The organism is Paraburkholderia sp. RL17-381-BIF-C, from assembly GCF_046026435.1.
Lineage (GTDB): Bacteria > Pseudomonadota > Gammaproteobacteria > Burkholderiales > Burkholderiaceae > Paraburkholderia.
In genome coordinates, this window is the sequence record NZ_JARESX010000018.1 from 37129 (window position 1) to 59094 (window position 21966).

Sequence of the window (21966 nt, forward strand, 5' to 3'; positions counted from 1 at the left end):
ATGGAATTCGATGTGTCGGTAGCGTGTGAGTTGGGCGCGAACGTCATCAGAAATTGATGTTGGTTCGCACGCCGATAACGAACGTGTTGCGCAGCGGCTGGGTCGGATCGTTCGGATTCTGGCCGGCGCCGGCGTTGAACGTGTATTGCGCGTCAGCTTGCAGTTGCCACCACGGATTGACCTGATACTGATAGGTCGCCTCGAGCGTGGTTTCACTGGTGCGTATGCCGTACGGGCTATTGCTGAATGCGCGCGCATCCGTATCGAGCCCGTTCACGTGATTGCCGACCTTGATGTACGTGAGCGCGAGGCCGACGCTATCGTTGTCGCGGCCGGCGAACGGCGCTTTCATGACTACGCCGAGGTTGGCGGCGAGGCTCACCAGGTTGCGGTCGCCGGGCGCGCCCATCACGCGGGCAAATACGCCGATGCTGCGCGCTTCGTCCGGGTCCGGACGCCAGATCATCTGATCGGCCACCGCGTAGAAGCTGTAGTCGCCGTGATGGTTCTGCGCGACGCCGCTCGTCGCCGGATTCGCAAGCGACAAGCCGGTGTTGTCGTAGCGCTGATCCGCGAAGCTGCCGTTGTTGTACCAGACACCGAGCTTGTAGGTGCCCGGCAAACCGGCGCCGCCCGCGCCGACCATTTCGCCGTCGGCCGGCTGGTTGATCGCGTACTGCAATTCGCCGATGAACAGCGTGCCGTTGTGCAGATTGAAGTTGGTGCCGCTCTTGTTGTTCGGGTTGTTGCCGAGCGGATCGCCGTCGAACACGCCGGCCAACGCGGTCAAGGAAGGCGTGATCTGGCCGCGCACGCGCACGCCCAGATCGGACAACGGATACGCCGGGCCGCCGGACGGCATGTCGTACGAGGGCAAGGCGGGCCAGCCGAACATCGTGTTGACGAACAGCGCCGAGTACTGGCTCGTGATGAATTCCTGGTCGATACTTTGCTGACCGATCTTCACGTCGAGGCGCTTGTTCAGGAACGACTGCTGGTACCACAGTTCCCACAGGCGGGTGGCGTCGTCCGCTTCGATGCCGCTCGCCGTATTCAGTGTGCCGAGCTTGTTGGCGCTGAGATTGGCGCCGTGAATCTGCAACGCGCTGACGTTGAAGAGGCCGCCCGGCAAGCCGAATGCTTTTTGCGTGTCCAGTTGCACGGTGCCGGTCGTCAGGCCGTCGTAGTCGGCGCCACGCGCGAGACCGCCGCGCAGGTTGGCGAGCACTTCGCTGGTTTCGGTGAGCGTGAAGGTCACACCGTATTTGCCGAGCCACGGGCGCAAGCCGCCAATGTCGCCGAGCATCTGCTGTCGATTCCAGAAGCCGGTCCACTGGTTCGTCTGCGTCGCCTGAATCTTCAGGTCGGCCTCGGGCGCTTCCGGCGTGGCGTCGGGATTGGCTTCGGCCATCGCGGCGCCGGCAGTCAGCGACGCCCAGGCGAATGCCGTGCAAAGCGCGGCGCGCCGCAAGGAAGGCAACCGTGAACGGCACGCCGCCTTGGCGCGCGGCACGGAATCGCGAAACGGACGCGCCTTCGCGCCAGGTCCGTTGAATTCGGCGAACTTCATCGAAATCCTTATTGGTGTTGTATCGACTGATTTGAACCATCGCGGCGCGTCGGCGCGTGCCAGCGATTTTGCCGCATGGTTCGCGACACCCGTTGCAGCAGATGGCGAGATCGTACGCATGCGAAATGGGTGCGTCAACACAAATGAGAACGATTCGCATCAATATTACTGACTTATAACTTTGTTCTTTACGGGCTGCTATTGGATGGCATTTGCGTGTAATTCGAAGTTAATAAAGACGTAATGGAACCGTATGGATGTAGTCATATCGAACGCGTTCCGGGGTGTCGTGTCGAACTCGCACGAATACCCGAAACGCCCATTCAGGAGAGGGATATGAACAAACGCAAGATGTTGATTTCGCTGCTGGCGAGCAGCGGTTTGCTGGTGAGTGGCGCGTCGAATGCGCAATTGAATCTCAAACAGTTCGGTATAGGCGGCGGCGACAGTTCGGCGGGCGCCGGGGCGACGGCTTCGTCGGGCGGTGTCTCGCAGTTGTTGCAGACCTATGTAGGTGCGAACCAGCAGGTGCTCAGCGGCCAGTCGAGTCTTGCCTCCGCGATGGGCATGAGCAGCGCGGCGGGGCAGGCGCAGCAGGCGGCGGGATTGCTGAGCGGCGGCACGCCCTCGGTGAGTCAACTGACTCAGGTGGGCAGCACGCAGCAGTCGCTGTCGCAAACGCTGACGCAAGCCTTTGCGAGCCGGGCGAGCGGCAGTGCGTCGGCTACGCCGATCAACAAGGAGGCCTTCACGGAAGGGTTGTCGTCGCTGGGTAAAGGCGTGAGCCAATATTCCAGCTTGCAGTCGGGGCTCGGCAGCATCGGCCAGATGAGTCCGTCGTCGCTGCTGCAGTCCGGCATGAATCCGCAGACGGCGCAAAGCGCCTCGTACATCGCGCAATCGGCGCCGGGCCAGTTGCAATCGTTGATGTCCACGCTGAGTTCGGCCGTGCAGTTCGCGTCGAGCCACGGCATCAGCGTGCCGTCGATTGCCACCTCGGCGTTGAAGGGCGGGCAGTAAGGGGAAGTAGGCAGCCAGCAGGCAACATACGGCCTCGGCAAAGCGCGCCGCCCTCGCACGGGCGGCGCGGGCCGCTGCCTACGAAAACAGGTAAGCAGCACGGCAGCGAGCGGACCCTAAAAGCGGCTATGATCGATTTCCGAAACCGCCTGGCCGCATATCACCGCACACAGCCGCACACTGTTGCATAAGCGTCCGGCGCCCAAAACCATACCGGAACCCTGCCGATGCCGCACACAGTGAATCTGGAAAACTACTTCGCCCGCATAGGCTACGACGGTCCGCGCGCGGCCACGCTGGAAGTCTTGCAGGCGCTTCACCGGTTGCATCCGCGCGCGATCCCGTTCGAGAACCTGAACCCGCTCACGCGGCGCCCGGTGAAACTGGATCTTGAGGCGGTCGAGCGCAAACTCATCACCGAACGCCGCGGCGGCTACTGTTTCGAACAGAACGCGCTGTTCGCCGACGTGCTGCTTCAGTTGGGCTTCACGGTCACGCCGTTGCTCGGGCGCGTGCTGTGGGGCCGCGAATCGGACGCCGTTCCGCCGCGCACGCACATGGTGTTGCGCGTCGACATACGCGGCGAAGCCTGGATCGCGGACGTCGGCTTCGGCAGCGTGACGCTGACCGCCCCGCTGCGGCTGACCGCGGGACTCGCGCAGTCCACCGAACTCGGTACGTTCCGTCTTGCCGACGCATCGCGCGAGGCGCTCTATCTCGAAGTGCAGGCACGCGACGAAAGTTGGGCGCGCGTCTATCGCTTCGATCTGCATCCGGTCGAGTGGATCGATTACGAAACCTCGAACTGGTATACGTCGACATCGCCAGAAGCGATTTTTGCGAGCACGCTGATCGTGTGCCGTGTGCTGCCCGAAGCGCGGCTCGCGCTGCTCAACGATCAATTGAGCGAACGCGCCGCGGACGGCCGGCTCATCAGCGAGCGGCAGATCGCGAGCGCCGCCGAACTCGCCGCGTGTCTGCGCGATCAGTTCGGCCTGGATACCGGTGAGATCGACATCGCCGAGATATTCGAGCGCGTGCGCACGCCGCCGAAAACCGCGTAGCAACGAACGGTCATGGTCGCGCGCCTCATTTTTCAAACGGTGGTGTGGCTGCTCGGCATGGGCGCGCTGCTGTTCGGCGCGGCGGGCACCTTTGCGTGGCCGGCCGCGTGGTGGTACGTGATCGAGTTGGGCGTGCTGAGTCTATGGATCGGCTTGTGGCTCGCGCGTCATGATCCCGGTCTGCTCGCCGAGCGTCTGTCGCCTTTCGTTCAGGAGCAGCAAAGCCGCTGGGACCGCATATTCATGGTGGCCGTCGCGGTGGTGTGGTGCGGCTGGCTGGTTCTGATGGCGTTCGACGCGATACGCTTTCGTTGGACCGCGCCGCTGCCGGTCGCGCTGGTCAGCCTCGGCTCGCTGTGCGTGTTCCTTTGCCTCTTCATGTGCCGCTTCGTGTTCCAGGCCAATAGTTATGCCGCGCCGGTCGTGAAAATCCAGGCAAGCCGGGGCCATAAGGTGATCGACACCGGCCTCTACGCGCATGTGCGTCACCCCATGTACGCCGCGGCGCTGCTGATGTTCGTCGGCACACCTTTGCTGCTCGGGTCGTTGTGGGGGCTCGCCCTCGTGCCTGTCATGGTGATCGGCATCGGCTGGCGCGCGGTGCGCGAAGAGCGCGTGCTGGCCGCGCAACTCGACGGTTACACGGACTACATGGCGCGCGTGCGTTATCGGTTCGTGCCGTTTATCTGGTGAGGCGCATCGCGACACCATCGCTGCCTATCAACCTGTCTAGACAAAACAAAAGACGCGCGCCGATGCGGCGACACGCGCCGTCCGCCTCTCACACGTAAAAACTCCCCGAAAAGTCCCGTCGCACGGCATCGTCTAGGGGCTTACCCGATGATCCTGCCAATTTCCCGCAAATTGTCTTGCAGCGGCTTTTTGACTCATGCAGACTTGTCTATACAAATTAAACAGCGGTTAAACACTCGGTTCGACGGTTTCCTCAATCAAAGGAGTTTCGACGTGAAAGTGAAGCGCACGACGGCAGCAAAAGCATTGATCGGCGCCGTTATCGGCGCCGTGGCAATTTTCGCGGCACCGGTGCAGGCCAAAGACTGGAAGACAGTGACGATCGCGCTCGAAGGCGGCTACGCCCCGTGGAACCTGACCTTGCCAGGCGGCAAACTGGGCGGCTTCGAGCCTGAACTGGTCGCCAACCTGTGCGAGCGCATCAAGCTGCAATGCAACCTCGTGGCGCAAGACTGGGACGGCATGATTCCCGGCCTGCAGGCTGGCAAGTTCGATGTCCTGATGGATGCGATTTCGATTACGCCGGAGCGCGAAAAGATCATTGCCTTCTCGAAGCCGTACGCCGCGACGCCCGCCACGTTCGCCGTGGCCGACGCGAAGATTTTGCCCAAGGCCGCGCCGGGTGCCGGCGTCGTGAAGCTGTCGGGCGATCCGAAGGCCGACCAGCCGACTGTCGACGCGTTGCGCAAGCAGCTGAAGGGTAAGACCATCGGCATCCAGTCGGGCACGGTCTACACCAAGTTCATCAACGACGGCTTCAAGGACATCGCCACGATCCGCGTCTACAAGACTTCGCCCGAGCGCGATCTGGATCTGGCCAACGGCCGCATCGACGCCTCGTTCGACGACGTGACTTACTACGCCGCCAATATCGACAAGAAAGAAACCGCGTCGATCGCGATGGCCGGCCCGAAGATCGGCGGCCCGATCTGGGGCCCGGGTGAAGGCCTGGCGTTCCGCAAACAGGACGCCGATCTGAAAGCGAAGTTCGACACCGCGATCAGCGCCGCGCTTGCCGACGGCACCGTCAAGAAGCTCTCCAACAAGTGGTTCAAGACCGACGTCACGCCTTGATTTGGCGGGCGCCCCGAGCCTGTTGCTTCGCGCGAGGCAACAGCTGTGGGCGGCCCGGCGTTTTCCTGAGCGCGTTCGGAAGATGCGGCGCGCGCGACGGCCTCACTGCGCGAGCCGGCTGGTTCGGATCCGCCGCAATGGATGAAGATGAGAGGTAGGGAATGGCTCTGATACAGATGCTCGGCTTCGGGCCGGAAGGCTGGGGCGGCGTACTACTGCTCGCGGCATTGATGACGGTCGCGCTCACGCTCGCGGCGCTCGCGGTCGGCGCCGTGTTCGGCGCGCTGGTGGCGGCGGCCAAGCTGTCGCGTTTGCGCACGTTGCGCGTAATCGGCGATATCTACACCACCGTGTTTCGCGGCGTGCCTGAACTGCTCGTCATCTATCTGTTCTATTTCGGCGGCTCGACGCTTGTCACGACCATCGGCCAGTGGTTCGGCGCGGACGGTTTTGTCGGCGTGCCGCCGTTCGTGATCGGCGCGCTTGCCGTGGGCATGATTTCAGGCGCCTATCAGGCCGAGGTGTACCGCTCGGCGGTGCTGGCGGTGTCGCGTGGCGAACTCGAAGCCGCGCGCTCGATCGGCATGCCGACGCTGACCATGGCGCGCCGCATCCTGATTCCGCAAGTGTTGCGTTTCGCGCTGCCCGGCATCGGCAACGTGTGGCAACTCAGCCTGAAGGACTCGGCGCTGATCTCGGTGACGGGGCTCGCCGAATTGCTGCGCACGAGCCAGGTGGCGGCGGGGTCCACGCACCAATACTTCACGTTCTTCGTGGTGGGCGGCGCGCTCTACCTGCTCATGACCAGCATCTCGAACCGCGTCTTCAACCGCGCCGAAGCGCGCGTGGGCCGGTCCTTCAAGCGCAACTTCGCGCGTAACTGACGAGGGCGGCCATCATGCATTTCGACTTCGACTTTCTGTTCGACACGCTCAAGCAACTGCTCGCGGCCGTGCCGACCACGCTTGGCCTGTTCTTCTGTTCGCTGATTCTCGGCGGCCTGCTCTCGCTCGTGATCGTCACAATGCGCGTGTCGCCGCACTGGCTGCCGAATCGCTTCGCGCGCGCTTATATCCTCGTGTTCCGCGGCTCGCCGCTCCTGATCCAGATGTTCCTCGTGTACTACGGCATGGGCCAGTTCGGCGTGATACGCGAGAGCTTCCTGTGGCCGGTGCTGCGCGAGCCCTACATGTGCGCGGTGTTGTCGCTCGCGTTATGCACGGCCGGCTATACCGCCGAGATCATTCGCGGCGGCTTGATGGCCGTGCCGGTCGGTCAGATCGAGGCCGGTTATTCGATCGGCCTGTCGGGCTTCGCGCTGCTGCGCCGCGTGATTGGCCCGATCGCCTTGCGCCAGTGTCTGCCGGCGTATTCGACCGAAGCTGTGCTGCTCGTCAAGTCGACCGCGCTCGCGAGTCTCGTCACCGTGTGGGAAGTGACCGGCGTCGCGCAGCAGATCATTCAGCAAACCTATCGCACGACTGAAGTCTTCATCTGCGCCGCGCTGATCTACCTGTTCCTGAATTTTGTCATCGTGCGGCTGCTCGGCCTGCTCGAAACGCGTCTGTCGCGCCACCTGCGAGCTGCGCGCCCGCAGGCCGCCGTGAGCCGCAAAGTTTCCAGCACCACCGAAGCGCGTCGCGCCGCGCCTTGAACGGCCGCCCATCCTGGATGAATCTGGAGAATCCCATGAACGCTACGGCACCCGTTGCACTGTCGGTCAAGAACATTCATAAATCGTTCGGCGATCACCACGTGCTCAAGGGCATTTCACTCGACGCCCACCAGGGCGATGTGATCTCGATTCTCGGCGCGAGCGGCTCGGGCAAAAGCACCTTTCTGCGCTGCCTGAATCTGCTCGAAACACCCGATGACGGCTCGGTCGCCCTGGCCGGCGAAGAGTTGAAAATGAAGCGCCGCAGCGACGGCAAGCTGCAGCCGAGCGACCGCCGCCAGGTGGACCGGGTGCGCTCGCAACTGGGCATGGTGTTCCAGAATTTCAATCTCTGGTCGCATATGACGGTGCTGGAAAATCTGATCGAAGGGCCGATGCGCGTGCAAAAGCGCAGCCGTGCCGAGTCGGTGGAAGAGGCGGAGGCCCTGCTGGCGAAAGTCGGCCTCGCGGAAAAGCGCGGCCACTATCCCGCGCATCTTTCAGGCGGGCAGCAGCAGCGCGTGGCGATTGCGCGCGCGTTGGCGATGCATCCGAAAGTCATGCTGTTCGACGAGCCGACCTCGGCGCTCGATCCCGAACTGGTGGGCGAGGTGCTGCGCGTGATGCGCTCGCTGGCCGAAGAGGGCCGCACCATGCTGGTCGTCACGCACGAGATGGGTTTCGCGCGCCATGTGTCCAATCGCGTGATGTTCCTGCATCAGGGGCAAGTTGAAGCCGACGGCACGCCCGACGAAGTGTTCGTCGAATGCAAGTCGGATCGCTTCAGGCAATTCGTTTCGAGCCATCAGGACCGCACCACGAACTGATCAGTATCACCAGGTAATTTCCAAGTAGAGCGCTGACATGGCCGTAATCCGTTCCAATCGTCCTCTCGACTGGGCTCAGGTGGCAGCGGTTGCCGCCGGCGAGCCGCTCGAGCTTTCCGCCGACGCCCGCGCCCGCATCGCGGCGGCGCGCGTGCTCGTCGAACAGATCGTCGAGCGCGGGATTCGCGCGTATGGCGTGAATACCGGCGTAGGCGCGTTGTGCGACGTGATCGTCTCGCCGTCCGAACAACGCACGTTGTCGCGCAACATTCTGATGAGCCACGCGGTCGGCGTCGGCGCGCCGCTCGGTGTCGCTGAAACGCGCGCCATCATGGCCGCGGCCGTCAACAACTTCGCGCACGGCCATTCGGGGATTCGGCTCGAAGTCGCGGACCAGCTGGTGGCGCTGCTCGACGCGGATTGCTTGCCGGAAGTGCCCGCGTTCGGCTCGGTCGGTTATCTGAGCCACATGGCGCATATCGCACTTGTTTGCATCGGCGAGGGTTACGCGCGTTTTCGCGGCGAGCGGCTCAAAGGACGCGACGCGCTGCAGCGGCTCGGGCTCGAACCGCTGGTGCTCGAAGCGAAGGAAGGCTTGAGCCTGATCAACGGCACGCCGTGCGTCACGGGCCTTGCGGCATTGGCGCTCGCGCGGGCCGAACGCCTGCTCGACTGGACCGACATGGTCGCCGCGATGAGCTTCGAGAATCTGCGCGGCCAGCTCGCGGCTTTCGATGAAGATTCGCTGGCATTGCGTATTTCGCCGGGCTTGAACCTGGTCGGCGAGCGGATGCGCACCGCACTGGCCGACAGCGGCATTCTCGCGGCGGTGGTCGGCCACCGCACGCAGGACCCGCTGAGCATGCGGACCATTCCGCACGTGCATGGCGCCGCGCGCGATGTGCTCACCGCGACCGCCGACGTGGTCAATCGTGAACTCGCATCGATTACCGACAACCCGATCGTCGCCGGCACGCCGGAAGACCCGCGCGTGTATTCGCAGGCGCACGCGGTGGGCGCTTCGATCGCGCTGGCGATGGACAGTCTCGCCACCGCGATCGCACAAGTCGCCGCGATGGCCGAGCGACGCCTCGACCGCCTCGTCAATCCGCTGGTGAGCGGCCTGCCGGCGTTTCTCGCCGAGCCGGGCGGCACCTGTTCCGGCTTCATGATCGCGCAGTACACCGCGGCCTCGCTGGTCGCGCAGAACCGGCGTCTCGCGCTGCCCGCAAGTCTCGACGGCGGCATCACCTCGGGCTTGCAGGAAGACCACCTGTGCCACGCCACGCCGGCCGCGCTCAAGGCGCTGGAAATCATCGACAACGCCGGGCGCATCCTCGCGATCGAATTGCTGGCGGCGGCGCAGGCCTACGACCTGCAAAGTATCGACGCGCCGCGCGCGCCGCACACTGAAGCGCTCTGGCAGCGCGTGCGCCGTGTCGTGCCGGCGTACCGCGACGACCGTCCGCTCGCGGACGACATGAGCATCGCCTTTCGCATGATCGCCGACGAGGCGCCGCCGCCGTTGCCGAACCCTGGTAACATTGGCCCTCGGCCGGATACGTCCGTCGACGGCACCGAGCTGGCGAGGCCGGCAACGGTCACGAGTCTGGTGGCCGCGGGCCACGTTCGCGCCGCCGCGAGTATCGCTGTCAACGACGGGCACGCCGCCGCGCACATGGCATGATGGAAACAGCGCCGGTGCGCCGGCTTACCCGCCGGCGCGCCGGTCGAGGTGTACCAACCAGGTAGAACCCGCGTACCACCCACGAGGTCGGAGTGAACACAACTACAAACGCGCGAAGCGCAGAGACGCAGGGCTGCCCCGATAGCAAACGGGAGACCCCAGCGAAAGCGATGCCCGCTTACGAGCAGATCAAACGCTACGTGATCCGCCGCATCAGCGAAGGGGACTGGAAGCCCGGCGGACTGATTCCTTCTGAAACGGAACTGGTCAAGGAATTCGGCGTCGCGCGCATGACGGTGTCGCGCGCGCTGCGCGAATTGACCACCGAACGCGTGCTCACGCGCGTGCAAGGCTCGGGCACCTTCGTCGCGCCGCAGCGCTACGAATCGACCGTGCTGGAAATCCGCAATATCGCCGACGAAATCGCCGCACGCGGCCACCGCCATTCGGCGCGTGTGCTGACGCTCGAACCGAGCGACGACCCGCACGCGCTCGAAGCGCTCGGTCTCGCCAGCGGGCCGGCGTTTCACTCGTGCATCGTGCATAGCGAGGAGGGCGAGCCGATCCAGTACGAGGACCGCTACGTCAACCCGAAGGTGTTTCCCGATTACCTGGAACAGGATTTCACGATCGAGACGCCGAATCACTACATGGTGCGGCTCGCGCCGATCCAGCGCGCGGAGTTCCGCATTTACGCGCAGAAGCCCGACGCCCATGTGCGGCGGCATCTGATGATGGATATCGGCGAGCCGTGCCTGCAACTCTGGCGTCGCACATGGGTAGGTGACGATGTGGCGACGTCGGTGCGGTTGTGGCACCCGGCGTCGCGTTTTCATCTGGCGGGCAACGTCTAGCGCGGCTTCACTTAGAGCGCGGTTTCAACCCTGGCGTTGCGACAGATCCGGCGAGAAACGGCAGCCCAGCCGGTAGCGCGAGCCGGGGTGCACGAAACGCGCGAACGTGACCGCCACACCGCTCGTCCACGTGCGGCGCATTAGCGTGAGACACGGTTCCTCGGCGCGGATTTCGAGCAGGTCGGCTTCGGCGCGCGTGGGCAGCCCCGCGTCGACTACGTGTTCGACGTCGTGCGCGGGCACGATCTCGAACAGATATTCCGACGGCCTGATCGCCGAAAAATCCTGCTGTAGAAAATCCGGCGCGATAGCCGGGTTCACATAGCGATCCTCCAGTTGCACCGGCGAGCCGTTCTCCCGATGCACGCAGATCACATGAAACACCGACGCACCCGGCACCAGCCCCAGCGCGTTCGACACCATCACTGAAGCCGTTTCGCGTTGCAGCAGCACCGTGTCGTAGCGATATTCGTGGCCGCGTGAGCGGATCTCGTCGCCGATATGGGCGATCATCAGCAGCGTGGATTGCGGCTTGCTTTGCGCGACGAAGGTGCCGACACCGGAAACGCGCGTCACCAGTCCCTCTTCGGCGAGCTCGCGCAGCGCGCGATTGACCGTCATGCGCGACACGCCGAGTGTCGCGACCAGATCGAGTTCGGACGGCAAACGGTCGCCCGCCTGGCGTTCGCCCGATTCGATGATCTGGCGGATATGGCTCTTGACCTGTTCGTAGCGCGCGGCGGGTGCCTCGGCCGCGGCGCGCGCGGCTTTCAGCGCCGCGGAGGAAAGCGGCTTGTCGTGAGCGCGGCTGCGAACGGTGGAGGACATCGGCGGCCTTGGCGTCAGTGTCCGCGTGAGGCAGGCGGAAAGCGGTGGGCGCTCATAGCGGCTGCGCCTCGTCGGCGCCGCGCGCCCAGAAAGCGTTGCGGTCGAAGTAGTTTTGCAGGAACTGCCGCAAGCGCGGCTGTCCGGCATCGTGAAAGACATCGCGCGGTTTGCCTTGCACGGCGATGCGGCCTTGATCGATGAACATGACTTTGTCCGCGACTTGCGCGGCGAAACCCATTTCGTGCGTGACCACGGCCATCGTCATGCCGTCGCGCGCGAGCTGTTTCATCACTTGCAGCACTTCGCCGACCAGTTCCGGATCGAGCGCCGAGGTCGGCTCGTCGAATAGCATGATGTGCGGCTCCATGGCGAGCGCTCGCGCAATCGCCACGCGCTGCTGCTGGCCGCCCGAGAGTTTGGCCGGATACGCATCGCCCTTGTGCGCGAGGCCGACTGTTTCGAGCATGGCGTTGGCGCGGCGGCGCGCTTCGTCGCGTGACAGATGGCGAACGCGCAGCAGGGATTCCATCACATTGCCGAGCGCCGTCATGTGCGGCCACAGATTGAACTGCTGAAACACCATGCCGACGTTGCGCCGCACGCGATTGATCTCGCTTTGCGACGCACGCACGCGTTTGCCGTTGCGCTCGCTGTAACCGAGCAGTTCGCCTTCGATGCGTACGTCGCCCTGATCGTAGGTTTCGAGTGCGGCGAGGCAGCGCAACAGCGTGCTCTTGCCCGAGCCGGACGGGCCGATGATGCACACCACTTCCGAGCGCGCGATCTCGAGATCGACACCGCGCAGCACTTCGACTTCACCGAAGCGTTTGCGCAGGTCGCGCACTTCGATCAACGGCGCACCGGGCGATGCTTCGATGTTGGCAGTAGGCGCGGAGGAGGGCATGTCGGCGATGGCGTTCATAGGAGGGTTCCGTTTCCGTTCATGCCATGAAGCGTGCGATGCGGGTTTCAGCCCACATGCCCGCGCGCGAAGTCAGTTCGACCAGCGCGAGATAGCACACGCACAGCACGAGCAGCGTTTCGACGAAGGCAAAGGTGGCCGAGCCGATACCGGTCAGCACGAACGTGAGTTCAGGCACGGTGACGATGGACAGCACGGCCGTTTCCTTGCTCAATACGATGATCAGATTAGTCAATGCAGGCACGATCAGCACGAGCATTTGCGGCACCTGAACGCGCATGACCGCCTGCCAGCGTGTGAGGCCCAGGCACGACGCCGCTTCGAGATGACCTGGCGGCACCGACTGGAAACCGGAGCGGAAGGCTTCGGCGAAATAGGCGCTGCCGTATAGGCCCAAACCGAGCACACCCGCGGTCATCGGTTCCAACGTGAGGCCGAAGGACGGGCCGCCGTAATACAGCAAAAAGAGCTGCACGAGAAACGGCGTGCCGCGAAACAGTTCGATATAGACGCGCAATACGCCGCGCACCCAGCGCCCGCAGAAGAGTTGCAGCACGGCGATCAGAAAGCCGATCACGATGCCGATCGCGACGCCCGCAGCCCAGGTGCCGAGCGTCGTGGCGAGGCCCGCGGCGATCGGCTGGAGGTTGTGTGTGATGACGGTGGGATCGAGCTTTTGCATGGCGTGGATTCGAGGTCGAACGCTGGGCCGCTCAGGCGTGCTGCAAGCGGTATTCGGCGGCGTGTGCGACGAGCGCGAGCGCACCGCAGATCACGAAGTAGATCAGCCCTGCGGCAAGATAGGCTTCCAGCGGCCGATACGTGCTGGCGGCGATGTTCTGCGCGGTGCGCGTCAGTTCGGCCACGCCCACCACCGAGATCAGCGAGGAAGCCTTGATGAGCAGCACCATTTCATTGACGAGCGACGGCAGCGTCAAGCGGAACGCTTGCGGCACGAGAATGCGTCGCAGCATGTCGAATGGCGAGAGGCCGAGCATGCGGGCGGCTTCGAGATGGCCCGGCGGAATGCTGAGAAAACCGCCGCGCAGAATCTCGGCGATATAGGACGCGGAGCACAGCGACACAGCGCTGATCGCCGCGACGACGGGCGACACGTTGATGCCCGCGAACGGCAGCAGGTAGTACACCAGCAGCAGTTGCACCAGCATCGGCACGCCGCGAAAGAAGAACACATAGGCGCCGCCGAACATGCGCGCCGCGCGATTCGGCGAGAGGCGCGCCGCGCACACGCCGATCGCCACGAAGAAGCCGATCAGCAGACCCGTCAGCGAAATGCCGATGGTGGCGAGCGCCGCATGCAGCAGCAGCGGCAAGCCCTGGAGGAAGACGGTCGTGCTGAACATAAGCGTCGCACTCGCTAGAACGGGAAACACGATGCGGCCCGGGGCGCGGTCCGCATCGCTTGCATCACGACACGTGCATCGAAATCAGCACGTGAGCCAGGCAAAGCGTGAGGCGATCAATAGTTCGGCGCGGGCATGGTTGTCGGCGCATCCATGGCGACACCGAACCATTTCTTCTGCAAGGTGGCGAGGCGTCCGTCGTTGTGCATTTTCACGAGCGCGGCGTTGAACGCATCGGCGAGCGGCTTGCTGTCCGCGTCTTTACGCAGGCAGTACGCGAAATACACCTTGGCGCCGAACGGGGGCTGCACCACGGCGAACGTTTCCGGGCGTTGCTTCGCCACATACGCAATGTTGGTCATGGAGTTCGCGACCGCCACGATCCGGCCCGCGGCGAGATCGGCGTAAGCCTGATTGTTGTCGACGTATTCGCGGATTTCAGGCGGTTTGGGCAGCGTGGCGACGTAGGCCTTCAACTGGTCGAGCTGCGCCGAGCCCTTGCCGGCGCCCACCGTCTTGCCCGCGATATCCGACGATTGCTTGAGCGACGAATCGTTCGCGCGTTTGAGCAGCGCATCCGTTGCGTCCGCGATCGGCAGCGTGTAGGTGTAGCGCTCCATGCGCGCCTTGGTGACGGTCAGCGGGCCGCCCACCATGTCGAACTTGCCCGCTTCAAGACCCGGCAGCACGCTCGGCCAGGGCAAGTCGATAAAGCGCACCTTCACGCCCATTTCCTTGCCGACCTCGGCGAACAGATCCTTGTTGAAGCCCGCTTGCTGACCGTTTTCGAGGAAGTCGAAGGGCGCGAACTGCATCTCGGTGCCGACCACCAGTTCGCCGGCTTTCTTCACTTTGGCGAGTTGGTCTTCCGCGTGGGCGGTGACGCTTGCCGCGCACAACGCCAGCATGACCAAACGACACTTCCAGCCTGCAAGGATGCTCATGGGATTCTCCGGTTGGCAAAGCGGTGTCGCGCGAAGGTGGTGCACGAAACGGGTTCGGCGCGAGTCATGCGAGGCAGTATATACCGCAGTTTTCGCGCGAAAAAAATAAACACGCGAGTAGAGAAAAGCCCTTATATGAAGCGGTGCGAAGCAGCTTGCGGGTGTGCTTTTGGCGGTATATACAACTGCAATGCGTGAGGCGGAACGAGGTCTTCCCATAGACGATTCATGCGCCTTCATGTGGTTCTTTCATCAGTCGATTCGACCCGCCCATCAGGAGCAGCGCGATGCCCGTGACCCGCATTCCGATCATCGATCTCGCCGGCGTTCGCGCGGGCGACCCGCAGGCTTTGCAGCGCGTCGCGCAGGAAATCCGTGAAGCGTGCACGACGATCGGCTTCTTCTACATCGTCAATCATGGCGTGCCGCAAGACTCGATCGATGCCGCCGCGCAGGCGGCGCGCCGCTTTTTCGCGTTTCCGGTGGAGACCAAGCGGCGCGCGGCGGTCAACCAACGGCATCGCGGCTTCAATGCGCTCGGTGACGCGACCATGTACGAGGCCAAACGTCCCGACTACAAGGAGTTCTTCAGCATCGGCCTCGAATTGCCGGAAGACGACCCGGACGTGCTGGCAGGTCAGGCACTGCGTGGGCCGAATAACTGGCCGGACTTCATGCCGGAGCTGCGTCCCGCGCTATATGGCTACTACGAAGCGGTCGCGGCGTGCGGCGCGGATCTGCTGCGCGCGGTGGCGGTGAGCCTCGGCGTCGACGAACATTTTTTCGCGCCGCGATATACCAAGCGGATGCAGCGCACGCAGATGGTCTACTATCCGCCGCAGCCGCCCCAATCGGACGACGATCAGTTCGGCGTCGCGCCGCATACCGACTACGGCTGCATCACCTTGTTGTGGCAGGATCAGGTGGGCGGCCTGCAGGTGCGCGAAATCGCCAACAATACGTGGGTGGACGCGCCGCCGGTCGAAGGCAGCTTCGTGGTCAACGTGGGCGATCTGCTCGCGCGCTGGACCAACGACCGCTTCCGTTCCACGCTGCACCGCGTGATCAATGCGTCGGGTCGCGAGCGCTATTCGATCGCGACGTTTTATGATCCGACTTACGGCGCGATGGTCGATCCGCGCGATCTCGGTACGAACGAAGCCGACCTCAAGTATCAGCCGGTCGCCGCGGGCGACTACATTCTCGGGCGTATCAACGACTCGATGGGCTATCGGAAGAAACGCGCCGCTGAAGGCGCGCAAGGAACCACTGCATGACAGACAACAGCACGGCGGGTCACACAGCGCCGCTTTCCGCGACACTCGCCGCGCTGCGCGCCGCGCTCGGTGAAGACAGCGTGCGCGTGGGCGAGCAGATCGGCGAACGCGCGATGACCGACTGGACACGCCACGATCCAACGCGCCCCGCGGCGTTGCTCCTGCCGCGCACCACCGAGCAGGTTGCGCGTGCGCTGTCGATCTGTCACGCGGCTCATCAGCCGGTGGTGCCGCAAGGTGGCATGACCGGCCTTGCGGGCGGCGCGATTGCGCGTGCCACGGATATTGCGTTGTCGCTCGAACGGATGGCCGGCGTCGAGGAAGTGGATGCCGCGTCGGCCACGCTGACCGTGCGCGCCGGCACGACCTTGCAAGCCGCGCAGGAAGCCGCCGCGCAAGCCGGCTTCGAACTCGCGCTCGATCTCGGCGCGCGCGGGTCCTGCCAGATCGGCGGCAATCTCGCGACCAACGCGGGCGGCAACCGGGTGATCCAGTCGGGCACCGCGCGCGACCAGGTGCTCGGCCTCGAAGTCGTGCTGGCCAATGGCGACGTGCTGACGTCGCTTGGCAAGATGGTGAAGAACAACACCGGCTATGACCTCAAGCACTGGTTCATCGGCTCGGAGGGTACGCTCGGCGTGATCACGCGTGCGGTGCTGCGGCTTCATCCGCCACGCGCCGCGCGCCACACCGCGCTGGTCGCGCTCGATGGCTACGATGCCGCCGTGAATCTGCTGCGCCGCTTGTCCACGCGATTTGGCAACGACATCGGCGCGTTTGAAATCATGTGGCCGGACTTCTACGACTTCGGCGTGAAGCTGACCGGCACGCGTTCGCCGTTCGCCGAAGCGCACCCGCTCTATGCATTGATCGAACACGCGAGCTTCGATGCGGGCGATGGCGGTGAACGGTTTTCCGCCGCGCTGACAGAAGCGCTCGAAGCGGGCGCGATCCGCGACGCTGTGATCGCGCAGTCGGTGGCCGACGTGCGCGCGCTATGGGCGATTCGCGAATGCACCGCGGAGTTTCCGGTGCGGCTCGACGCGATCAACTTCGACGTGAGCTTACCGATCGGCGAGATCGGCGTTTTCGTCGACCGATGCCGCGCGGCGCTCGATCAGCGCTGGCCGGGCAATGCGTCGTATTTCTTCGGGCATATCGGCGATTCGAATCTGCATGTCACGGTGGACGGCCATTCGATCCCCGGCGTCGATCATCACGCGGTGTACGCGTTTGTCTACGACATGCTCGGGCCGCTGCATGGTTCGGTGTCGGCCGAACACGGCATTGGTCTGCTCAAGCGCGAGTTCCTGCCGATCTCGCGCTCGCCGGAAGAGTTGGCCGCGATGGCCGCGATCAAGCATGCGCTTGACCCGCACGGTATTCTGAATCCCGGCAAGCTGTTCTGAACGGGCTATGCCGTTACGCGTGAGTGTAGGCGTGCTCGCCCTGAGTCAATGCGCGTCCAGGTACTTCGCGATCACCGGATAGACATCCACGGCGGCGTTCTTGCCGAAGATACAGTCGATGTGGCCATAGCCCGGAATGATGTGCCGCTCGTAAGGCTGCTCGGGGAAGTGCCCGGTCAGCATCTCGTACGTGAGCAGCGTGCTTTTCGGCAGATAGGTTTCGTTTCTATCGCCGTGAATGAAGCCGATCGGCCGGCGCATGCCTTTCAGTCCTTTCATGCCGTCCGCGCCTGGCAGATAGACATCCTTGCCGGCGGCATCGACCACTTTGCCGGCCCGCACCATGGTGGCGAGGTGCTTGAATACCTCGACGTCATGCACACCAAGCAATTCCTGCAGATTCGCATGCAGCGTCTCGTTCAGTTGTGCATGTTCGTAGAGCAGGCCGTACAGGAAGGTCGCGCGGTGGCAGATCGGATTGCCGCAACCCTCGTCGTGATCGAGCGGGTAGAACCTGAGCGCCTCATCGAGCAGATTGTGGGGCCACGACTTGTGTTCCGTATAGGCGGTCAGGTCGAGCACGCCGAGGTGTTTCATGATGTCGGGGATATGCAGGCCGGCCTTGATCTTCTGTAGCGTGCCCGGCACCGGGTGAGTCGACACCTGCGAGATGACCGCCGAACGCACTCCTTCGAGTCCATACAGCAGCGACATGCTCAACGCCAATCCGCCCAGGCAGTGTCCCAGTGCCTGAATCTCCGGGGCGCCGGTTAACTCGCGGATTCTGGCGACCGCGGCCGGAATGTCCTCGCGCGCCACCTTGTCGACGTTGGTCGGCACGAGCACACTCGGCATTTCGATGCTGACGCGCAGATCGACGAGCCAGACGTCGTAGCCTGATGCGCAAAGATACTCGACCATGTTGGTCGCGATCAGGTCGGTGGAAAAGATTCGGCTCGATACGCCCGAACCGTGAATCAGCAGCACGGGGCGCGCCGCTTTGTTCGCGGGGTCGAGGTAACGCGTGAGTCTGAGCTTCGTTCCATCGGGCGTGTCGAAGAAGAAGACCTGCGGCACCGGCGCGCGCAACGCACGCTTCAGGCGCGGTTCTGCATTCGGGTTGAAGTACTGCAAGGGCGCGGCCACGCCGCCATATTCGGTGAACAGCACACCCGCGAAAAACTTGCCGAATTTCAGGGTCCATTCGAGGCGCGTCTTCAGATCGGGTGCATGGGTGACTTCCAGCGTGCGTTGCTGCTTGAGGAAATTTTCGGGCGTGATGATCAGTGTTGCCTTGCCGATCAGCGGCGCGTCCGCTTGCGCCGATTCGCGAATCTCCGCGTATAGCGTGTTGGTCTGCTCCCACAAATTGATCGGCGAGGTGCGGGTGATGATCTTTTGTCCGCTCAGAAAGTACGTCTTGCCGTCGGTGGAATTGAGCGTCATGCGGTAGTTCATGTTGCGCTCGTCCACGTCGGACGCGTCGACCACGAACAGATTGAAGGTGCCGTTGGAGATCGTCATCGGCTGCGCGGACAGCGCAGGGCAGGTCAGCGTACCCGCGGTTCGCGCCAGATGCTGCGGATTGCTGAGCATATCGGCGAGATCTTCCGATTCGACGGTCAGCGTGAACTCGATCGGACTCGTGGCGGCTTCGCCCGCCACGACCGGCGTGTAGGTGCCGATCATCGTTTCGGTGAATTGCAGGCCGATCTTCTGCGGCGAGGAGGGCGTCAACGACGAGGACGCGAGTTCGGGTGTCGGTGCAGGCGGTAAGCTCGGCGTCGCCGCTGCACCGGCAGACGAGGCGGCCGTCACCGGATGCGTAGCCAGCAGCAGTTCGCAATTGCGTTCGGCCAGCGCGGAAATGGTGAGGAGCGGATTGACGCCGAGCGACATCGGCATGACGGCGCCGTCCATTACGTAGAGACCGTCGTGCACCGCGTTGCCCGTCGCTCCGCTGAACACGCGGCCCATATGGTCGACCACGCCGCGCTCCGCATCCTCGCCCATGCCGCAGCCGCCGAGCGGATGCACGGTAACGGTGCGGTTGCCGACAATTTCAGTGGAAATCGGATTGCGCAGGTATTTGCCGCCGAGCGGCACGGTCGCCTGCTTGAGCGCTGCCTCGACCACCTGGAAGATCGGCTGCTTGCCGGCGTTCTCCCACACGATGCGCGGCTGGCCTTTGTCGTCCACGTCGATCTGGCCGTTTTCGTCGTCATGCGCCATGACGAGGTAGCTTTGCGTGTGATTGAGCGCGCCGTGATAGGGGCCGCGCAGAAAGCTTTCGGACACGCGGGCGTCGTAGGCGAGTTGGTCCGCGAGCGAGCGCGGCGCGACATCCACACCCTCCAGCGGCGCGGCGGCGCCGAGCAGGCCGACGAGCGCCGCGCCCACCGGTCCGGCCAGCGAGCCTTCCTCGATCACGTAGCCGTCCTTGACGTTGCCCGTATTGCGATGATCGATGAGGCCGGTAATGGTCGGCCCGACCGGCGGGATTTCGCCCTTCTCGTGCGCGCCCCAGCCCACGCCGTTGATCACGGGGTCGGTGTTGTACGCAAAGGCGAGCACGTCGCCATTGCCGGTGAAGTGTTTGCCGAGCATGCCGGAGACGCTCAACCCCTGATTGCGCGAGCGCAGCAGCAACGCGGTCGAACCGATCGTGCCGGCCGACACGATGACGATATCGGCGCTCACGAACAGGTCCGGCGCGCCATAGCTTTCGCGGCCGAGGCTCACCAGTTGATAGCCGACCACCCATTTCTGCGTGGCCGCGTCGCGCCGAACGGAATGGACGGCGGCTCCGGTGAAAATCTGCGCGCCGTGCGCCACGGCGTCGGGCAGATAGTTCATGTGGGTGGAATTCTTCGCGTCGTAGTTGCAACCCGAATTGCAATCGCCGCAGCCGACGCACGCCTTCTGCTCGACGCCCGCGGCATTCACGCGGTCCTCGAAGGTGACGGTGATATCCGGGCGCGTAAAGCGGTCTTCCATGCCGAGCGCCTGCGCCGACGTTTCGAGCGCCTGCAGTTTCGGCAGCGTCGGGTAATCCTTCGGCACGGGCGACGGTTGCAGCATCGCGCGGGCGAGCGCATAGCCCTTGTCGCGGGCCGCCTTGTCGGCGCGCAGCGCGGCCGGCCAGCGTTCGTCGTCCCACAGGCGCGGGTCGGCTTCGAGCGCGACGTTCGCGTTGATCAGCGAGGTGCCGCCCAGACCGCAGCCGACTACCGCGTTCACGTCTTCGTTCACGTGCACTTCGAGCAGTGCCAGCGGGGAGCCGATATGGGCTAACGCCGTGTTGTATTGCACCTGCGCGGCGCCCTGAAACGGCGTGCGAGGGAATTCGCCCGCCATGAATTCGCGCCCGCGTTCGAGCACGCACACGCGGCGTCCGGCGCGCGCCATGCGGCATGCGGCGATCGCGCCGCCGTAGCCGGAACCCACCACGACCACGTCGTAGTGCGATTGAATAGCGGTCACGGCGCTCGATAAGCGGTTCATCACGACCACCTCGTCTGGAATGAGTGCGGGGAAAGACAACCAGGACTTCGGAAGCAAGACGGCGTGCGGCGACGGCTTTTTTATCCTAGGCGGTGCGCGCTCACAAAAAAAGGCGCATCGTGTGGGGCGCGGGGCTCCGGTGCGCCACGTCCGCGGCGTCGCGAGCCGGTGCGAGTGGCCGGGACTCGCCTGAGCGTTCGCTGTTAGGCGGCTGCTTCATTCATTTCGCTGTCGCTCGATTCGGCGGCGAGCAGGTTCAGCGCAAGCAGAATGGCCGGGCGATTATCGATGTCGATGTCAATGCCGAGTTCGTCCGTGAGCCAGTGGCCGATCTTGGTGTTGGAAAAATCCTCGGCGCCCGCCGTCTTCTTCATGGTGACGCCGAGTTTGACGGCGCGATAGTGATACGAGGGCACCCGATGCTGCGCAGCGACTGCCGACAACCCGCCTTTTCCTTCCGAGCACCAGCCGAGGCTGCCGGCCAGCACGATTCGCTCCGGCTCGTCGAGGCTCTCGATAAAGGCACGCGCCGAGAGCCGCACGCGCTGCTCGTCGAGGCCGTATTGCAGCAGCACGCTTTCCACCGGGTCTTCCAGCGCTTGCGCATGAAGATCGATTTCCTGCGCCATGCCTTCGTTTTCCATCGATACGTTGCGCTGGTGGCCGGCGCTGCGCAGGCAGTCGATCAGGTAGCGGCGGAAATACGCGCACAGGGCGTAGCCGTTGGACGGCGCGCTGTCGGCGCAGGCGCGGGTTTCCGTATGGCCGGGTGCGAGCCGCAGGACTTTCGCGTAGATGAACTGGGCGACCAGTTCTTCCTTGTCCTCGCCGAGCGCCTGCAACTCGAGCGGGTGATAGGTTCGCAACGCCCGCTTGACCAGTTCGACCATCGACACCATTTCGTCGCCGGACAACCGGGTACGCCGGCGCCACAAATCCGGCAGGATGGCATCGTCGAGATTGCGGACGAACTCGTGGCTCGGAACTGCGCCCATGAAAAACCTCCAGAAGGGGTAAGGCCAAGGAGCGCGGTGAGCCTGAACTGCAGGCGGGGTGTGGATGGTGAAGCTTTGAAGCCGCGCTGGAGAATGTGATTTAAGTATGGTTTCCAACGGCGGCTTCGCCTATATGGATTAAGTGGTAGCTGATGGGTAAACTGCCGGGTAAACCATCCGGCAAAGCGCAACTTATTCGTCTGAAGAGAAACAGCTTGCA

Annotated in this window: 19 protein-coding genes; 11 read left to right on the forward strand and 8 right to left on the reverse strand. The window is 63.8% G+C overall.

Annotation, left to right across the window (positions count from 1 at the left end; genetic code table 11):
• Positions 1 to 46: 46 nt before the first annotated feature.
• Positions 47 to 1570 carry a carbohydrate porin gene (locus P0D70_RS13790; RefSeq protein ID WP_408184905.1) on the reverse strand — a complete coding sequence of 508 codons (1524 nt, stop codon included), beginning with the start codon at positions 1568 to 1570 and terminating at the stop codon, positions 47 to 49.
• 336 nt (positions 1571 to 1906) lie between these two features.
• On the opposite strand from P0D70_RS13790, the gene P0D70_RS13795 reads away from it, so the two are divergent.
• The 9 genes from P0D70_RS13795 (at position 1907) to hutC (P0D70_RS13835) (ending at position 10503) form a co-directional block, all read left to right on the forward strand.
• Positions 1907 to 2590, forward strand: coding sequence for a hypothetical protein (locus P0D70_RS13795; RefSeq protein WP_091802166.1), 684 nt, complete (start codon positions 1907 to 1909; stop codon positions 2588 to 2590).
• Between the two features lie 227 nt (positions 2591 to 2817).
• On the forward strand, positions 2818 to 3654 hold the full coding sequence (locus tag P0D70_RS13800; RefSeq protein WP_408184906.1) for an arylamine N-acetyltransferase family protein: 837 nt from the start codon (positions 2818 to 2820) through the stop codon (positions 3652 to 3654).
• A gap of 12 nt (positions 3655 to 3666) precedes the next feature.
• Positions 3667 to 4347 carry a methyltransferase family protein gene (locus P0D70_RS13805; protein WP_408184907.1) on the forward strand — a complete coding sequence of 227 codons (681 nt, stop codon included), beginning with the start codon at positions 3667 to 3669 and terminating at the stop codon, positions 4345 to 4347.
• 273 nt (positions 4348 to 4620) lie between these two features.
• Entirely contained in the window at positions 4621 to 5481 is an 861-nt protein-coding gene (locus P0D70_RS13810; RefSeq protein ID WP_091802157.1) for a transporter substrate-binding domain-containing protein, read from the forward strand.
• Positions 5482 to 5642: 161 nt separating this feature from the next.
• Positions 5643 to 6365 carry an ABC transporter permease gene (locus P0D70_RS13815; protein WP_091802154.1) on the forward strand — a complete coding sequence of 241 codons (723 nt, stop codon included), beginning with the start codon at positions 5643 to 5645 and terminating at the stop codon, positions 6363 to 6365.
• Between the two features lie 14 nt (positions 6366 to 6379).
• On the forward strand, positions 6380 to 7135 hold the full coding sequence (locus P0D70_RS13820; RefSeq protein WP_091802150.1) for an ABC transporter permease: 756 nt from the start codon (positions 6380 to 6382) through the stop codon (positions 7133 to 7135).
• A 35-nt stretch (positions 7136 to 7170) separates the two neighbouring features.
• Complete coding sequence (locus P0D70_RS13825; RefSeq protein ID WP_091802147.1) at positions 7171 to 7962, forward strand: ABC transporter ATP-binding protein; 792 nt, start codon at positions 7171 to 7173, stop codon at positions 7960 to 7962.
• Positions 7963 to 7999: 37 nt separating this feature from the next.
• Positions 8000 to 9649 (forward strand): HAL/PAL/TAL family ammonia-lyase, encoded by a 1650-nt coding sequence (locus P0D70_RS13830; protein WP_408184908.1) that lies wholly within the window; start codon positions 8000 to 8002, stop codon positions 9647 to 9649.
• A gap of 92 nt (positions 9650 to 9741) precedes the next feature.
• On the forward strand, positions 9742 to 10503 hold the full coding sequence (gene hutC / locus P0D70_RS13835; protein WP_408184909.1) for a histidine utilization transcriptional repressor HutC: 762 nt from the start codon (positions 9742 to 9744) through the stop codon (positions 10501 to 10503).
• 24 nt (positions 10504 to 10527) lie between these two features.
• Here hutC (P0D70_RS13835) and hutC (P0D70_RS13840) read toward each other — a convergent pair whose 3' ends face one another.
• The 5 genes from hutC (P0D70_RS13840) to P0D70_RS13860 form a co-directional block, all read right to left on the reverse strand.
• Positions 10528 to 11331, reverse strand: a complete 804-nt coding sequence (hutC, locus tag P0D70_RS13840) for a histidine utilization transcriptional repressor HutC (protein WP_408184910.1) — start codon at positions 11329 to 11331, stop codon at positions 10528 to 10530.
• A 52-nt stretch (positions 11332 to 11383) separates the two neighbouring features.
• A complete protein-coding gene (locus P0D70_RS13845) occupies positions 11384 to 12253 on the reverse strand; it encodes an amino acid ABC transporter ATP-binding protein (RefSeq protein ID WP_408184911.1) in 870 nt (289 codons plus the stop codon).
• 19 nt (positions 12254 to 12272) lie between these two features.
• Complete coding sequence (locus P0D70_RS13850) at positions 12273 to 12935, reverse strand: amino acid ABC transporter permease (protein ID WP_091802132.1); 663 nt, start codon at positions 12933 to 12935, stop codon at positions 12273 to 12275.
• Positions 12936 to 12966: 31 nt separating this feature from the next.
• Complete coding sequence (locus tag P0D70_RS13855; RefSeq protein WP_091802129.1) at positions 12967 to 13617, reverse strand: amino acid ABC transporter permease; 651 nt, start codon at positions 13615 to 13617, stop codon at positions 12967 to 12969.
• A 116-nt stretch (positions 13618 to 13733) separates the two neighbouring features.
• Positions 13734 to 14561, reverse strand: coding sequence for a transporter substrate-binding domain-containing protein (locus P0D70_RS13860; protein ID WP_091802126.1), 828 nt, complete (start codon positions 14559 to 14561; stop codon positions 13734 to 13736).
• Positions 14562 to 14848: 287 nt separating this feature from the next.
• Between P0D70_RS13860 and P0D70_RS13865 the strand changes: the two genes are divergently transcribed.
• Both P0D70_RS13865 and P0D70_RS13870 read left to right on the forward strand, forming a co-directional pair.
• On the forward strand, positions 14849 to 15838 hold the full coding sequence (locus P0D70_RS13865) for an isopenicillin N synthase family dioxygenase (RefSeq protein ID WP_091802123.1): 990 nt from the start codon (positions 14849 to 14851) through the stop codon (positions 15836 to 15838).
• Positions 15835 to 17247, forward strand: coding sequence for an FAD-binding oxidoreductase (locus tag P0D70_RS13870; protein ID WP_408184912.1), 1413 nt, complete (start codon positions 15835 to 15837; stop codon positions 17245 to 17247). Before P0D70_RS13865 ends, P0D70_RS13870 begins: the two co-directional genes overlap by 4 nt.
• A 45-nt stretch (positions 17248 to 17292) precedes the next feature.
• Here the strand turns inward: P0D70_RS13870 and P0D70_RS13875 are convergent, their stop codons facing one another.
• The gene (locus P0D70_RS13875) at positions 17293 to 20751 is read right to left on the reverse strand and encodes a GMC family oxidoreductase N-terminal domain-containing protein (RefSeq protein ID WP_408184952.1); all 3459 of its coding nucleotides are present in this window, start codon (positions 20749 to 20751) and stop codon (positions 17293 to 17295) included.
• A 203-nt stretch (positions 20752 to 20954) separates the two neighbouring features.
• Positions 20955 to 21746 (reverse strand): hypothetical protein, encoded by a 792-nt coding sequence (locus P0D70_RS13880; RefSeq protein WP_408184913.1) that lies wholly within the window; start codon positions 21744 to 21746, stop codon positions 20955 to 20957.
• Between the last annotated feature and the right edge of the window lie 220 nt (positions 21747 to 21966).